At 30.2% G+C, this 16,152-nt stretch carries 13 protein-coding genes; 6 read left to right on the forward strand and 7 right to left on the reverse strand.

Annotated elements, in window-relative coordinates; translation table 11 throughout:
* Positions 1-5: 5 nt before the first annotated feature.
* Complete coding sequence (locus WG951_RS13200; RefSeq protein ID WP_105047431.1) at positions 6-1,058, forward strand: nucleoid-associated protein; 1,053 nt, start codon at positions 6-8, stop codon at positions 1,056-1,058.
* Positions 1,059-1,137: 79 nt separating this feature from the next.
* Here WG951_RS13200 and lipB read toward each other — a convergent pair whose 3' ends face one another.
* Positions 1,138-1,839: a lipoyl(octanoyl) transferase LipB gene (gene lipB, locus WG951_RS13205; RefSeq protein ID WP_105047432.1), complete on the reverse strand. Its 702-nt coding sequence runs from the start codon at positions 1,837-1,839 to the stop codon at positions 1,138-1,140.
* A 150-nt stretch (positions 1,840-1,989) separates the two neighbouring features.
* Between lipB and WG951_RS13210 the strand changes: the two genes are divergently transcribed.
* Positions 1,990-5,196 (forward strand): reprolysin-like metallopeptidase, encoded by a 3,207-nt coding sequence (locus tag WG951_RS13210; RefSeq protein ID WP_245893443.1) that lies wholly within the window; start codon positions 1,990-1,992, stop codon positions 5,194-5,196.
* A gap of 58 nt (positions 5,197-5,254) precedes the next feature.
* Here the strand turns inward: WG951_RS13210 and WG951_RS13215 are convergent, their stop codons facing one another.
* Both WG951_RS13215 and pruA read right to left on the reverse strand, forming a co-directional pair.
* Positions 5,255-5,641 (reverse strand): DUF2306 domain-containing protein, encoded by a 387-nt coding sequence (locus WG951_RS13215; protein WP_105047434.1) that lies wholly within the window; start codon positions 5,639-5,641, stop codon positions 5,255-5,257.
* A 94-nt stretch (positions 5,642-5,735) separates the two neighbouring features.
* The gene (gene pruA, locus WG951_RS13220; protein WP_105047435.1) at positions 5,736-7,361 is read right to left on the reverse strand and encodes an L-glutamate gamma-semialdehyde dehydrogenase; all 1,626 of its coding nucleotides are present in this window, start codon (positions 7,359-7,361) and stop codon (positions 5,736-5,738) included.
* 155 nt (positions 7,362-7,516) lie between these two features.
* On the opposite strand from pruA, the gene WG951_RS13225 reads away from it, so the two are divergent.
* Positions 7,517-8,221: an NRDE family protein gene (locus tag WG951_RS13225; RefSeq protein ID WP_105047436.1), complete on the forward strand. Its 705-nt coding sequence runs from the start codon at positions 7,517-7,519 to the stop codon at positions 8,219-8,221.
* Here the strand turns inward: WG951_RS13225 and WG951_RS13230 are convergent.
* On the reverse strand, positions 8,199-9,119 hold the full coding sequence (locus WG951_RS13230) for a DUF3667 domain-containing protein (protein WP_105047437.1): 921 nt from the start codon (positions 9,117-9,119) through the stop codon (positions 8,199-8,201). The two genes, WG951_RS13225 and WG951_RS13230, sit on opposite strands and share 23 nt — an antisense overlap.
* A gap of 134 nt (positions 9,120-9,253) precedes the next feature.
* Positions 9,254-9,640 carry a Co2+/Mg2+ efflux protein ApaG gene (gene apaG / locus WG951_RS13235; protein WP_105047438.1) on the reverse strand — a complete coding sequence of 129 codons (387 nt, stop codon included), beginning with the start codon at positions 9,638-9,640 and terminating at the stop codon, positions 9,254-9,256.
* Between the two features lie 421 nt (positions 9,641-10,061).
* Between apaG and WG951_RS13240 the strand changes: the two genes are divergently transcribed.
* The 3 genes from WG951_RS13240 (at position 10,062) to WG951_RS13250 (ending at position 12,269) form a co-directional block, all read left to right on the forward strand.
* Entirely contained in the window at positions 10,062-10,391 is a 330-nt protein-coding gene (locus WG951_RS13240; RefSeq protein WP_105047439.1) for a hypothetical protein, read from the forward strand.
* An 82-nt stretch (positions 10,392-10,473) separates the two neighbouring features.
* Complete coding sequence (locus WG951_RS13245; RefSeq protein WP_105047440.1) at positions 10,474-10,806, forward strand: hypothetical protein; 333 nt, start codon at positions 10,474-10,476, stop codon at positions 10,804-10,806.
* 128 nt (positions 10,807-10,934) lie between these two features.
* A complete protein-coding gene (locus WG951_RS13250) occupies positions 10,935-12,269 on the forward strand; it encodes a sigma-54-dependent transcriptional regulator (protein ID WP_105047441.1) in 1,335 nt (444 codons plus the stop codon).
* Here the strand turns inward: WG951_RS13250 and WG951_RS13255 are convergent.
* Positions 12,262-14,691 (reverse strand): hybrid sensor histidine kinase/response regulator, encoded by a 2,430-nt coding sequence (locus WG951_RS13255; protein WP_105047442.1) that lies wholly within the window; start codon positions 14,689-14,691, stop codon positions 12,262-12,264. The genes WG951_RS13250 and WG951_RS13255 overlap by 8 nt on opposite strands.
* Positions 14,692-14,734: 43 nt before the next feature.
* The gene (locus WG951_RS13260) at positions 14,735-15,946 is read right to left on the reverse strand and encodes a DUF5103 domain-containing protein (RefSeq protein WP_245893444.1); all 1,212 of its coding nucleotides are present in this window, start codon (positions 15,944-15,946) and stop codon (positions 14,735-14,737) included.
* Positions 15,947-16,152 lie beyond the last annotated feature (206 nt).

The raw sequence follows: 16,152 nt of genomic DNA on the forward strand, positions 1-16,152 counted from the left end.
AACTGATGATAAGAAAAACCAAAGCAGAAATTACCAAATGTATTTTACATAAAGTTGCCAATAAGTTTAATAGCGGACAAAATGTTTTTTCTGAAGACTTAATTCGTTTTGATCAAGAAAGTTACGATTTAATGAAAGGTTTTTTATTAAAACCATTCGGAAACTTAACACAAAGCTACCGCTTTACCAATCATGAAGACGTACGTTTAAACGAGGTAAATAAATTTGCTTCAGAAGTTTTTAATGACGAAGAAAGTTTTGTAGAATACTCAAAAAGTATTGTAAACCATTTGTTTGAGCAGTCTAATTCTGCACAAATAAAAACAGGAGATGTACTTGTGGTTTATATAGAAGGTATAGAATATAAAGACGTTTTAACAGAAGCCATTGGTGTTTTTAAAATAGAAAATAAAGTAGATTTCTTTCAGACTTATTTAGACGATAATGAAAGTTTTGATGTGGTTGTTCAAAAAGGAATTTCTACCAAAAGAATAGACAAAGGATGTTTGGTTTTAAATACATCAGATGCAGAAGGTACGGTTGTTTTATCTGTAGATAACAACAATTACGATGCACAATATTGGACTAAAAACTTTTTATCTGTAAAATTAGCAGACGATTACAATTCGCACACACAAAACTATTTAGAAATGTGTAAAGAATTTTCTGAAGAAGTAATTAAGCCAGAATTAGGAATGCACCAACAAGGAAATTTCTTAGCAAATACGGTAGATTATTTTAAAGAAAATGAGGCTGTAGATTATGCAACTTTTAAAGATGAGGTTTTTGAAGAAGAGAAACACAAAGAAAAGTTTGACGAATACAAAGAGCATTTCGAAAAATTAAATGATGTGTTAATCAGAAATAATTTTGATGTTTCTGGAGTTGTTTTAAAGAAAGAGAAAAACAAGCTAAAAACAGAAATAAAGTTAGATACTAACATCAACATAAAACTAGATGTAGATGCACCAGAAGCGGCGTCAGAATATTTAGAAAGAGGGTATGATGAAGAAAAGAAAATGAAATTTTATAAAGTATATTTTAACGAAGAGAAGTAATTGTTTGTCATTGCGAACGATAGTGAAGCAATCTGTTAATTAAAATTTACAGATTGCTTTGTAAACTCGCAATGACTAATTATTTTATAAATTCTTCAACCTCAAAAAGTACTTTAAAGTGTTTAAGAATTTTAGCTTTTACTTCCTCAGTATCTACTTTTTTATTTAATTCGGCTTCCATAGAAGTTACGGCTTTTCCTTTAATTCCACAGGGAATAATATTATCAAAATAGCCTAAATTTACGTTTGCATTTAATGCAAAACCATGCATTGTTACCCATCTAGAAGAACGGATTCCCATAGCGCAAATTTTACGAGCAAACGGAGTACCAACATCTAACCAAACACCTGTTTCACCAGGACTTCTCTCTGCTTTTATTCCATACTCGGCAATGGTTAAAATAATTGCTTCTTCTAAAAAACGTAAGTATTTATGAATATCTGTAAAGAAGTTTTCTAAATCTAAAATTGGGTAGCCAACAATTTGTCCGGGACCATGGTAAGTAATATCACCACCCCGATTAATTTTATAAAAAGTAGCTCCTTTTTCTGCTAATTGCTTTTCATTAAGTAACAAATTGCTCATGTGTCCACTTTTACCTAAAGTATATACATGCGGATGCTCTACAAATAAAAAATAATTTTTTGTAGAAATTTTTTCTTCATTCTTACGATTAGCAATCTTAACATCAACAATTCCTTGTAATAATTCAGTTTGATAATCCCAGGCTTCTTTGTAGTCTTTTACAGATAAGTCTTGTAGTAGTATGTTTCTGTTCATAATCTCGACTACAAAGATAATTATTTCATTATATTTGATGACGATTTTACATATAAACTGTTTATGAAAACAAAATTTCCTCTATCATTTATTCTTGTCGTATTTTTTTTCTCTTTCAGCGGAGTATATGCTCAAGAGTTTTTAAAAAAAATGGATAAAAATAAAGTGACTATTCAAGAAAATAATATCCTAAAAAAGAAAAATTTTCCTTCTAATTATAGCCTTATTTCTATAGATGTTGATAATTTTAAGACGTTTTTAAAGTCTAAATCAAAATCTAAAGAAGAGCAAAGTATTATAAAACTACCCAATGCAGTAGGTGGTTTTTCTAATTTTATCATCAAAGAAACATCAAATTTTGAGGCTAAATTGGCTGAAAAATATTCTATGATAAAGTCTTATTCTGCTCAAGGAATAGATGATCCTACGGCAGTAGCAAAAATTAGTATGGGTACAGATGGTTTTCATGCTATAGTATTTTCGGGTGTTGAAAAAACATTATATGTAGACCCTTATTCTAAAGACGGTAAAACATTAATGGTTTATAAGAGAACAGATTTAGCACCAGATAAAGATGGTTTTACTTGTCATGTAGAGGAAACGGTAAGAAGTGTTGCAAAAACAAATAGTATTAAAAATGCCAATGACGGAAAGCTAAGAACTTTTCGGTTAGCTTTAGCTTGCAGTGGAGAGTATGCAGAATTTCATTTAACAAATCAAAATATATCTACAGCGGCTACAGATGAAGTAAAAAAAGAAGCCGTTTTATCTGCCATGAATACAACTATGACAAGGGTTAATGGTGTTTACGAAAGAGATTTAGCAGTAAGAATGGTAATTGTAGGAGACAATGATAAGATTATTTTTTTAGATGCAGATTCAGATAACATTACAGATGGTGATCCTGATGCAATGCTTGACGAAGTACAAGCTATTTGTGATACTAAAATAGGAGATGCTAATTACGATATTGGGCATGTTTTTAGCGTTGCAGGAGATGGTTTAGCCGGTGGAGGTGTTGTTTGTGTAGCAGGAAGTAAAGCACGTGGTGTTACCGGTAGAAGTCAACCCATTGGTGATGCGTATGATATTGATTTTGTGGCGCATGAAATGGGGCATCAATTTGGGGCAAATCATACACAAAATAATGATTGTAATAGAAATAGTAGTACTGCAGTAGAACCAGGAAGTGCGTCTACTATTATGGGGTATGCAGGTATTTGTGCGCCTGATGTTCAGGGTCAAAGTGACGATTATTTTCATGCAATTAGTATTGCAGAAATGTGGGGTATTATTCAGTCTTCTGCAAGTTGTGCAGTAGTAATTAATACCAATAATACAGCTCCTGTAGCAGATGCTGGGGCCGATTTTAGTATTCCAAAATCAACACCATTTGTTTTAAAAGGAGTTGGAACAGATGCAGACGGTACTACAAGTTTAACCTATAATTGGGAGCAAATAGACAATCAAATAGCGGTAATGCCTCCTGTTTCAACAAGTACCAGAGGGCCAATGTTTAGATCTTTACAATCAAATTCTTCACCCAATAGATATATGCCTGCATTAGCAACAATTGTTGCAGGGAGTACATCTTCTACTTGGGAAGTTTTGCCTTCTGTGGCGCGTGTATTAAATTTTTCTTTTTTAGTAAGAGATAATCATGCAGGTGGTGGAAGTTCTGCAAGAGATAACATGAATGTATCTGTAGAAGATGCAGAGGCTTTTACTGTTTCTGCTCCAAATTCTGCAGTTGCTTGGGATGTTGGTTCAACACAAACCGTGTCTTGGGTAAAAGGAACAACAGATCTATTTCCTATCAATTGTTTAAATGTTAATATAAAACTATCTATTGATGGGGGGCTTACTTTTCCTATCATGATTAAAGAAAATACGCCAAATGATGGTACAGAAGAGATTGTGATTCCGGATAATCCTTCTACAACCTCAAGAATTATGGTAGAAGCTGCGGATAATATTTTTTATAATGTTAATAGCACAAATTTTACCATCAACTCGCTTCTACCAACATTTGTAATGTCAAATACCAGTGGTGTACAATTAGGTTGTAATTCTGGAGAAGACTCTGTAAATTACACACTTAATTTTGATTTTGTTAATAATTATTCTGAACCAGTTACGTTATCTGCAGAAGGTTTACCAACAGGTGCTAATGTTGTTTTTTCTCCTTCGGTAATTAGTGCTGATGGAAATGTAACAATGACCATTTCTAATTTAGAAGGTAAAACAGCCCAGAGTTATGAAATAAATGTGAAAGGAGTTTCTAAAAGTTTAAATAAAAATACAGCTGTTGTTTTAGATTTAAAAACACCTAATTTTACGGAATTAACACTAACCTCACCGCAAGATGATGCAGATAATATTGGTTTATTTGAAGCGTTAAAATGGGTGTTAGATACTAATGCGGTATCTTATCATGTAGAAATAGCAAAAGACCCTAATTTTTCTGAAATTGTTTCATCAGATACTGTAGCAAACAACTCTTATATTCCAATTAACTTGTCTCAAGAAACACAGTATTTTTGGAGGGTTAAATCTATTAATAATTGCGGAGAAGGAAATTATAGTACCACTTATAGCTATACAACAGAAGTCTGTAAGGTCTGCGATTCTAGAGGCGATTCTGATTTTTTAACAGGTACTACATTAGTAGAATTTAATACAATTAGTAATGCATCTGCAAAAGAAGAAGGCGGTTTAGGATATAGTGATTATACAGAAATAGAAACAGAATTATTTATTAATAGTACCTATGAATTAGTTGTAAATACAAATACAGATGGAGATTATAGAGTGCTAACCAAGGCTTGGATAGATTGGAATCAAAATTGTGTTTTTGATGTTGAGGAAGCGTATGATTTAGGTTTTACAGAGAATGGAGAAGATATTGCTACAAGTGAGAGTCCGTTTAAAATAACGGTTCCAGCAAGTGCTTTGTTAGGGAAAACGACTTTAAGGGTTTCTACTAAATACATAGACTCAAGTGATCTAGAAGCTCCCGAATCTTGTGATTTAGGTTTTGATGGAGAGGTAGAAGATTATACTATTTTAGTAAAAAGTGTTTCTATTTACGATGCTGTTTTTGAAGACTTTAATTTATACCCAAATCCTACAAAAGGTGAATTTACTTTAAATTTAAAACTGATTAATACGGATAATGTGTCTGTTCAGTTATTTGATATTAGAGGAAGGTTAGTTGGGCAACAAACATTTTTTAATACAAATAAAGATACAAGTTTTTCTAAGAAAATATCTTTTAATAACCTTTCTGGAGGATTGTATTTATTGAAAGTTACAAACGGAAACAAACAAACAACAAGGAAGCTTATTATAGAGTAAAAAAACAAAATTTTTAAAAAAACCACATTCTAAAATAATGTGGTTTTTTTTATGGTTATTAACAAAAAAAGAAAGTGTGTAAAAAACGACCTGGAGTTAGTGTAAAACCTCCAGCAATAACAATTGCTCCAAAATAAAGAAAAATCATTTTTAGTTTATGTTTTTTAATTTGTCCTTTCTTTACGGCAATTATAGCAGTAGGAACACTGTATAATGTTAGAATACTAAATAAATGTATGTACCCAAAATGATTTAAAAATTGAGTTCCTACATACGCAGGCATAAATAATGTGATAACTGCTGTAATCATCATTAAAGACATATAAATTTTTCCTAATAATTTATGAAAAGGAGTTCCTTTTTTCACTAATAAAAGGTAAGCGCCAATAAAAATGCATGGAACAACAGTAAACAAGTGCGAGTACATTAAATATTTATATTCCATAGCTTTTAACAAGTTTTTGTCTAAAATAAGGAAATAAAAAAAGCCGCATCAAATTTTGATACGGCTTTTTTAAAATAAAATATTTAATTTAAGATTATCTTAAAAAAGGATATTTATAATCGGTAGGTGTTACAAATGTTTCTTTAATCAATCTAACAGATGTCCAACGTAACAAGTTTTGTGCAGAACCTGCTTTGTCATTTGTACCAGAAGCTCTTGCTCCTCCAAATGGTTGTTGTCCCACAACAGCACCTGTTGGTTTATCATTAATGTAGAAGTTACCTGCTGCATTTTCTAAAGCTTTAGAAGCTTTTTCTACAATATATCTATCTGTAGAAAAAATAGCTCCTGTTAAAGCGTATTCTGTAGATTCATCAACTAGTTTTAAAGAAGCTTCCCAGGCAGCATCTTCATAAACAAAAATAGTAATTACTGGTCCAAATAACTCAGTAGTCATTGTTGTGTAAGTTGGTGTTTTTGCTAAAATTACAGTAGGTTCAATAAAATAACCTGTAGATTTATCGTGGTTTCCACCAACAATAATTTCTGCATCTTTATCTGCTTTTGCAGCGTCTATATAACTAGCTATTTTATCAAAAGATCCTTCGTGAATAACTGCATTTACAAAGTTAGAAGGATCTTCTGGAGAGCCCATTTTAATTTCGTTTGTTTGTGCAATTACATGTTTTTTTACTTCTTCCCATAATGATGCAGGAATGTAGGCTCTAGAAGCAGCAGAACATTTTTGACCTTGATACTCAAAAGCACCTCTAGTTATTGCAGTTGCAACTTGTAAAGGGTTAGAAGAATTGTGTGCCCAAATAAAATCTTTTCCTCCTGTTTCTCCAACAATTCTTGGATATGTTTTGTAAGTATGTATGTTGTTTCCTATTTGTTTCCATAAGTTTTTGAAAACATGAGTAGAACCTGTAAAGTGTAGTCCAGCAAAATCTGGAGACGCTAAAACGGTATCTGTAATCATTACAGGATCTCCGTACACTACATTTATAACCCCATCTGGCAAACCAGCTTCTTTAAATAAATCTACAATTACTTGTGCAGAATATGCTTGATGATCAGAAGGCTTCCAAACAACAACATTTCCCATTAAAGCAGCGGCAGCAGGTAAGTTTGCCGCAATAGAAGTAAAGTTAAATGGCGTAATTGCATATACAAACCCTTCTAAAGGTCTATACTCAACTCGGTTCCATATTCCTGGTGCAGATGCTGGTTGATCTTTAAAAATATCCGTCATATATTCTACATTAAAACGGAAAAAATCAATCATTTCGCAAGCAGCGTCAATTTCTGCCTGGTATACGTTTTTAGATTGTGCAATCATGGTTGCAGCATTCATTTTTGCTCTATAAGGTCCTGCTAATAATTCAGCCGCTTTTAAGAAAATAGTTGCACGCTCTGTCCAAGAAACACTAGACCAAGCCTCTCTAGCCGCTAAGGCTGTAGAAATTGCAGTGTCTACATGTGTTTTTTCTGCAGTATGGTATTTACCAACAACATGTTTGTGATCATGAGGAGGTGTAATGCTTTTGGTGTTTCCTGTTCTAATTTCTTCGCCATTAATGTGCATTGGCACATCAATATTGCTGTTAAACATTGCTTTATAAGTAGCTAATAATTCTTCTCTTTCTGGAGAACCTGGAGCATACCCCTTTACAGGTTCGTTTACTGCTTTAGGAACGTTAAAAAATCCTCTTGCCATTTTGTATGTTTTTTTAAATTTAATCGACTAATTTTGAGTTTCAAAGTTACAATTTTTGTTTCAATAAATTTAACCGATTTTTGATGTCTTTTGTTAAGGAAAGTTTAAAGATAAGATCAAAACTAAAGGTTTTTCGTAAATAGTAAAAAAAATATATGTGTACAGTAAGCTATCTTCCTTTAGGGAATAATGATTTTATTTTAACTTCTAATAGAGATGAAACTCCATTAAGAAATACAATTTCGCCAAAAAAGTATTTAGAAAATGGCGTTGCGTTAACGTATCCGAAAGATGAATTGGCAGGAGGAACTTGGATTGGTTTGAGTGATAAAAAACGTTTGGTTTGTCTTTTAAATGGTGGTTTTAAAAAACATGTAAGAAAGAATTCTTATAAAATGAGTAGAGGAATTATTGTAAAAAACATTTTATCTGTAGATGATGCTGTTTCTTATATCAATAATTTTGATTTTACAGAAATAGAACCTTTTACGTTGATTCTGGTAGATTGGAAACATCAATTAGAAACTTATGAGTTGGTTTGGGATGGAGAACTAAAGCATTTTAATAAATTGCCTCAAAAACCAAAAATTTGGTCTTCATCTACCTTGTATACAGAAGAAGTAAAAGAAATGAGGAGGCAATGGTTTGCAGATTGGTTGTTAGAAAATAAAGAGTTTCATCAAGCTAAAATAGTTGCATTTCATCAAAATGAAGACTTAGGAAACGTAGAAATAGCACCAAAAATGAAGCGTGAGTTTGTAGAAACAGTAAGTGTTACATCTGTAGAAAAGAGGTCTTTAGAAGTTAAAATGGATTATTTAGATTTTGTAAATGCCTCTAAAATAATGCAAAAGCAATAAATGATATAAAAAGGGCGCCTAAAGAAGTAAAAATAACAAATAGAATATTTGCAAAGATGTACTTTATAAGTGTTTTAAAATATCCTTGCCCATAAAAATTCTTCATAGCAAGATACAGGTACAATAAAAATACTAATGCAAAAAAGGACATGTAATTTACTGTTTCTTTAAAAAAGTTTATGAGGTAGAAAATAGAAAACAGTAAGAAGAAAAAAGTTTGTGTATGAAAAACAAAGATTAAATGTTCTACATATGTAAATTTTCTTCGGATGTAAATGAAACGTAAAAACAGTGTAAATAATGGTAGTAATATAAATAATGCAATTGAAGAATAAGAAAGTAATTGCTTATTTAATTTTTTAGCAACCGAACTATCTGTTAGAATAGTGTTTATTAATTTAGTTCTAGAATACCAGAATCTATTTGAAAAACTTTTATTGATGGCTAAACTATCTAAAGCATCATCCACATAAACCTGAGGGTTTTTTTTATGGAAATTTAGCATTTTAATAATTTTTATCTCTTTTCCTGCAACTTTAAGAAATGGCTTTTTTGTAATACTATCTTTAAGTGTAGTTAGTAAAGAGTCTACTTCTTTTAAATTATTTATAGAATCTTTCTCCTTTTCTAAATTGATATGAATACCTGGTAAAAAGTTGTTGTTACTTGTTTTTTTTCCTTCTCTAAAATTATTAAAATCATTATAACTCTTTGTAAAACCAATAATTAAAAAGAATATTAAGGAAACTGTTAAGTAAAATTGAAAAGGATTAGAATAGCGTTGTCTTTTCCCTGCAATATAGTTTTTAGAAACTTCTCCGGGTTTAATTAATAAAGGGATTATTGTTGTCCAAAACTTAGCGTCAAAATTAAATAAACCATTAAAAACATAGTGCATAAAGTTAGCAAAAGTAATTCTGTGGCCTTTATTTTCTTGCCCACAATCTGGACAAAATTTTTCTTGTCCGTTAAAAGGGTGCCCGCAATTTAAACATGCAGGATCTTTTAATTGAATTTCTTTTTTTGTGTTTGTTAGTTTAATGTTGCTAATGTTGTTAGTTGAAAAGTGGGTATTATTACCTTGAATTGTTCAAAAGTATCTAAATTTATCATGGTGTAAAAACCTTTCATTGCACCCATATTAGATTCTAAGAAACAACCAGAACTATAGGTGTAGGTATCGTTTGGTTTTAAGGTAGGTGTTTGTCCTACAACTCCTTCTCCGCTTACAATTTCTGTATTATAAAGTGTGTCAAAAATGGTCCAAAATCGATCTGTTAACTTTACGGTTTCGGTAGATTTATTTTCAATAGTAATTACATACCCAAAAATGTGGTGCAGCCTATTATTTCTGTAATTAGTACCTTTATATTTAGTGCTAACAGAAACTTTTATTCCTTTTGTAATTTGGTTTGTCATTGAAAGTAAATGTAGTTTTTTTATGTATAAATGACAAATGATTTTTTATCTCATTTCTATTTAAAATGTACTTTTCTAAAAATAGATTTTTTTTTCTTTAAATGAAAAGGTATAAGATTGTGTCTTATTGGATTGTGTTTACAAATACTTATTCTATTTTTTTCTGATGCTCTCTTAATTGATATTATCTCTTTATACTTACAAAGTAGCTTATTTTTAAGTGTTGGGTAAAATTTACTCGATAGACTTGTTATTTACACATGTTTTATACGGGTGATGTATGGTGTTGTAAAATTAAAAATAATTTAACAACCTGATAATCATGTATTTGTGTTGTTTTTTGAATTGTTGGTTTTCTGTGGCATATTTATTTCTATATACCTAATCGTAAATAATAATTAATATAAAAACTTAAATGATTATGAAAAAATTAGTTTTAACAGTAGCAGTAGCAATTTTAACAGTTGGAGTTTCGGTTTCGACTTTTGCAAACGATAACAACAATATTTCTAATTCAATTATTACGGTAATAACAAATGATGGATTTAAAGAAATTACGGTAAAAGAATTGCCAGAAGCAGTTTCTAGTGCTATTTTAAAAGATTTTAAAACAGCAACTGTTGCTAGAGTGTATGTAAACGGAATTGAACAATACAAAATAGAATTAACTATTGATGGAGCAGAAAATGTTGTTTATGCAGATAAAGAGGGAAAATGGTTAAAAGAAGAAGAAGTAAATATGGTTGAGTAATTTTTAGATTTTAAACATCTTTAATTTCAATATTAAAAACACCTAATCATAAATAATAATTAATATAAAAATTTAAATAACTATGAGAAAATTAATTTTAACAGTAGCAGTAGCAGTATTAACAGGTGGAGTTTCGATTTCAGCTTTTGCAAACGACAATATTAACAACAATTCTAATTCAATCGTTACTGTAGTAATGAATGATGGATTTAAAGAAATTACAGTAAAAGAATTGCCAGAAGCGGTAGTTACTGCCATTTTAAAAGATTTTAAAACAGCAACGGTTACTAAAGTGTATGTAAACGGAAGTGAGCAATACAAAATAGAACTAACTGTTGATGAAGCAGAAAGTGTTGTTTATGCAGATAAAGAGGGGAAGTGGTTAAAAGAAGAAGAAGTAAGTGTAGAAGAATAGAGTAGTTTTAGATCTAAGTATTCTGGGTCCTCAATTTTTCAAAAGGAAAGACATTTTTTAATTAAAATGTCTTTTTTTTGATAACAATCAATTTATCTTGATATTTTTGTAAGAAATGTGTAAGCTTTATGAAAGGGATTTTATTAGTTGAAGATGATGTAGCATTTTCTGAAATGTTGAAACAATTTCTTGTTCGACATCAATATGTTGTTGATGTGAGCTACAATATAAAAAATGCTTTACAACAATTAGAAAAGAAAAATTACGACTTAATTTTTACAGATTTACGTCTTCCAGATGGTGATGGAATTGCGTTGTTAAAGCAAATTAAAAAAAGTAAACATGCTGTTCCTGTTGTTTTAATGACGAGTTATGCAGAGGTGTCTACCGCTGTACAGGCCATGAAACAAGGGGCTTTCGATTATATTTCTAAACCATTTAATCCTAGTGAGGTCTTAGAAGTTATTAACAATGCCTTAGAAGAAAAGACAACAAGTGTTGTTCCAGTTCAAGAAAAAAAAGAAAGTACTAAGCTCTCTACCGATTTTGTAAAAGGGATTAGTAGTTCTTCTAAAGTATTAGATGAATACATTTTATTAGTAGCACCCATTAATATGTCTGTGCTTATTACAGGAGAAAGCGGTACCGGGAAAGAAGTTGTAGCAAAAACAATTCATTTAAAAAGTCCTAGACATAATAAGCCGTTTATTGCTGTAGATTGTGGTGCAATACCTAGAGAAATAGCTTCTAGTGAGTTTTTTGGTCATAAAAAAGGATCTTTTACAGGAGCAAATGAAGATAAAATAGGTCATTTTGAATCTGCCAATGGCGGAACACTTTTTTTAGATGAAGTAGGTAATTTAACTTACGAAAACCAAATACAATTGTTACGTGCTTTGCAAGAGCGAAAAATTAAACCAATTGGAAGTAGTAAAGAAATTAAGGTTGATATCCGTTTAATAACGGCAACAAATGAAGATTTGCTTGCGGCTGTTGAAAAAGGAGATTTTAGAGAAGATTTATACCATCGATTAAATGAGTTTTCTATTAAAGTACCTAATTTAAAAGACCGAAAGGATGATTTAATTTTGTATGCAGATTACTTTTTAAATAAGGCAAACCAACAACTAAACAAATCGGTGATTGGTTTTTCTAAAGATGTATTAACTATTTTTCAAAATTATCAATGGCCAGGTAATTTAAGAGAACTATCTAATGTAATAAAAAGAGCTACTTTATTAACCAAATCTGAAATTATTGATGTTGAGGTTTTACCAATAGAGTTAACAAAGGTTAAAGAAAGTAAGAGTTCTTTAAACAAATTTTCTACTAAAGAAAATGAAAAAGCATTGATAATAAGTGCCCTAGAAGAAGTGGGTAACAATAAAACACAGGCCGCAAAATTATTAAACATTACTAGAAAAACACTTTATAATAAACTAAAAGAATACAACCTTAGTTAAGGTAGTTTTTTAAAGAGTTTATAAAGTTTTTTAAAAGCTCTTCAAAATCTAGAAAAGACTTGTTGTCAATTGTTTTAGTGGTTTCAAATGTTTCTAAGTAAGGGATAATCGATTTCACCTCTAATTGTTTAAACATACTCAGCATTTTATGGCTTACCTCATTTAGTAAATGGATGTCCTTTTGCTGCTTTGCTTTTTTTAGAACCTCATAATTATTCTCCGTATCTGCTAAGAAAATTTGTAGTGTTTTGTTTATTGCAATTGTGTCATTATTCAAAAAAATGCTCATAGATTCAGTGCTAAAATCTACAGTTTTTTTCTCTTTTATAGGAGTTGGGTTTATATTGATTTCTTTAGAATTAGCTTTAAAAAATTGCTTTAAAACAGATTGAAGCTTGTGTGAGTCAAATGGTTTTATCAATACTTCAGAAAAGCCACTTTTTAGATACTCTTCTTTAGAAATATTTGCACGCCCAGTCATGGCAATAATAGGTTGGTTTTTGTAAGATTTGTTCTTTTTAAGAATTTCCATAAAATGGATGCCATTCATTTTTGGGAGTTGAATGTCGGTTAAAACAAAATCGTACGGAATTTTATCAATTGCCTCAATGGCATTTTGTGCATTATCAAACGTATGCGTTTTAATATGAAATTGGTGTAAAAAATCGCTTAGTAATTGTTGCATAGAAGAATCATCTTCAACAACCACAGCAGTTAAGTTAAAAACGCTAGTTGTGGTTTTTGTTTTATCAAGTTTAATAATTGGTTTTTTTGATAATTTTATCGGTATTTTTAAAGTAAAAGTACTACCTACGTTTAATTCACTTTTTAAGGTTAAGCTTCCGTCTAGTAGTTCTGCCAGTTTTTTAGAGATGGTTAAGCCCAATCCAAATCCTTTTATGGTATGATCATTTGTGTTGTCAACTTGATTAAAAGCTTTAAAAATTGTAGCTTTTTGATCTTTACTAATACCAATTCCAGTATCGCTTACTAAAACTTCTAAGCTATTTTTATCTCCGTTTTTCTTTATAAAACTTTCAATGGTTATTGTTCCTTCGTTTGTAAATTTACAGGCGTTTATAATTAAATTCGATAAAATTTGTTTTATTCGAAACGGGTCGCTAATAAGAAGGTTGTTAACAGAATCGTCTTGCTTAATTACAAAATCGATGGGTTTATCTTGAATACTACTTTTTGCATTCTGAATAATTTCATCAACATGATTTTCTAAGTTAAAAGGAATCGCTTTAATAGAGATATCTCCGTTTTCTAATTTCGAAAATTCTAATAGATCATCTACCAATTGCCCCATGTAGCTAGATGCACTGCGAATATGATCTATATAGTTTTTATCTTTTGTGTTTTGTGTAGATTTTTGAAGCAGTTCACTAAATCCGGTGATGGTGCTTAGTGGTGTTCTTAAATCATGGCTAACCATAGAAATAAGTTGTTCTCTACTTTTTAAAAGCGATTTTGTTGTGGTGTTGGCTTTTTCTAACTGGATACGATATCGTTGCGTTTTCCAAAAATCACCTAAAATAATAATAGAAAAAATAATAATGATAATAAAACTAATACCTGCTGCAAACAAAATAATAGTTCTACTATGATTTAGGGTTTCTTCTCTCTGTATATTCATGTTGTTTGTGTAGAGAATAATATCCTTTTCTAGGTTTCCTAAAAGCTCTTGTAGTTTTCTAGAAATAGTTAAATCGTTTTTAATAAGTTCGTTTTGTTTTCTTTTTAAGTATTTACGATGCTTGTTTGTTTTATTTTGAGCTTGTTTTAATATTTTTCTAGAAACGGTTACAAGCGAGTCTATTTTTTTTTGCTCAATATTGTTAATAGAGTCCTTCGGAACATATTCATTAAGGGCAATGGCAAAATTTTCTAATTTAGAACGAGTTTCATTGCCAAAAAATAATGGGTTTTTAATAAAATCATTAATTGTAATTTTACCTAAAAGAGAGTCTATAGAACTTAATTTATTAATGGCTTTGTTAATAGATTCATCAGAATCGTAATTTTGGTTTAAGTTTTTTAAACCAATAATGTTTTTTAGTTTTTTATCAATAATTAATTTTATGCTATCTAAAATAAATTCTTGCGGATTATTAGCAACAATAAGACTTAACGAATCTATTTTTGATACTAATTTTTTATTTTCATCAAGGTATTCATTAAACTTAGTTCTAGAGTTAAACTGTAATGCTGCTCTGGCTAAACTTTCGTTTTTATAGATGTCTGCAATTAAAGTTCCTGTTTTAATAATTATATTTCTGTCAGAGATATCTTGCTTTTGTAATTGCGTAAAAGTTTTTACTTCAGAAAGTATTAAAAACCCAGAAATTGTAGCTAAAAGCCCCAGTATTATATATCCTATTAAAACCTTAAAAGTAATTCTCTTTTTAAATGATTGCATAATAGAAGTGTATTGTTAATTTTATAGCTAATTAGAATGTTTTTTAATCATTCTGATTAAAATATCCGCTGCCAATACCAATTACGCGTTCATAAAAACTACCAAATGGTTTGTAATAAATAATTACGGTGTATTCATTTTCAGTCTGATAAAAAGTACCATTTACGTCATTGGTATTTAAATGACCATTGGTGTCTAAAGTAGCAAATGTATAATTGTAAAAACCTTGTTTTAAAAGAATTTCTCCGGTATACATTTTTTCTTTAGAATGGTATTGCATTTTGTTTTCTTGTGTAATCGAAAAGTCGTTAAAAGCACCGTAAACAAAAAGGTCTTTATCGGCAAAAGGTTCATCAACCAAAATAGAAAAGTGCATTAGGGCATAATCGGCTTCTGTTTTAGAATCGTCGGCCTCTAGTGTTCTAACAACAAATTGACCGTTAATGTCTGGGTTGTATTTATATTCTCTGTTTTGATTGTAGGTAAAGGGATATAAATAATGATGATAAATGTCTTCTTTAACCACTTTTACAACATTTAAACTACTATTTCTAATAAATTTATTGTCAAAATAAAAATATTCATTCCCACCCCAAAAGTTGGTTTTGTTTGTATAAGTGTATAATAATTGATTCGGTTTAAAGAAGGTAGGTTGTATGTTGGTTATTTTTTCGTTCCAATTGTTGTTTTTTAAGATGACAACATTTATTTCTTGATTAGGGTTATTAATGGTAATGTTAGGGTGATTTACCGAAAATTGAACCGTTTGTTGTGTGTTTAATGTTTTTGTATTTCTGCTTCTTTCTACAGATACACCAACTGTGGTTGCGTTTTCATATAACACAAAACGTCTTGTAAAAATAAGCTCGTCATAACTGTTTAAAACCGATAAAAGATAGTTTCCGCTTTTGGTAATTACCGTGTTTATATTAGGTATTTGAACCGTGTAATGAGAGTAACTTTGTAAGGTGTTAAATGAATTGGTAACATCTATGATGGTATTTTGATCAAAACCATCTATGTATTGGCTTGATGATAATCTGCTAGATTGCCAATCATGCGTCATGTGTTCTATTTTGTATTGATAATCTTTACTATCTGCCTCTAAATCGTCAAAAGATAATTCTAAAACAGTGCCTAAAGGCACGATTGCAGCGAAGTTGTTTTCTTGTAAGGGTCTTAACTGAATAGATTTTATGTTTTGCGAAAATAAATTTAAGCAGAAAAGGAATAAAAAGAGATTTAGAAACTTCATATGCATATTACAAAAATAGTGTTCATTTCGTTTAGTTATCAAAATTAAAGCCAAAACTTATCACTATAACGTTTTCATTTAATTTTTGTTATTTAGATTTGTTATAAATAAGAATATTTAACAAAGATAAAAGTTAAAATGTTTCCATCATAAATAGCAAAAAGCCTAAATTTGCTTGATTTTTTAAGATAACTAACAATTCCAAA

The sequence above is a fragment of the Polaribacter butkevichii genome (genome assembly GCF_038024105.1).
Lineage (GTDB): Bacteria > Bacteroidota > Bacteroidia > Flavobacteriales > Flavobacteriaceae > Polaribacter > Polaribacter butkevichii.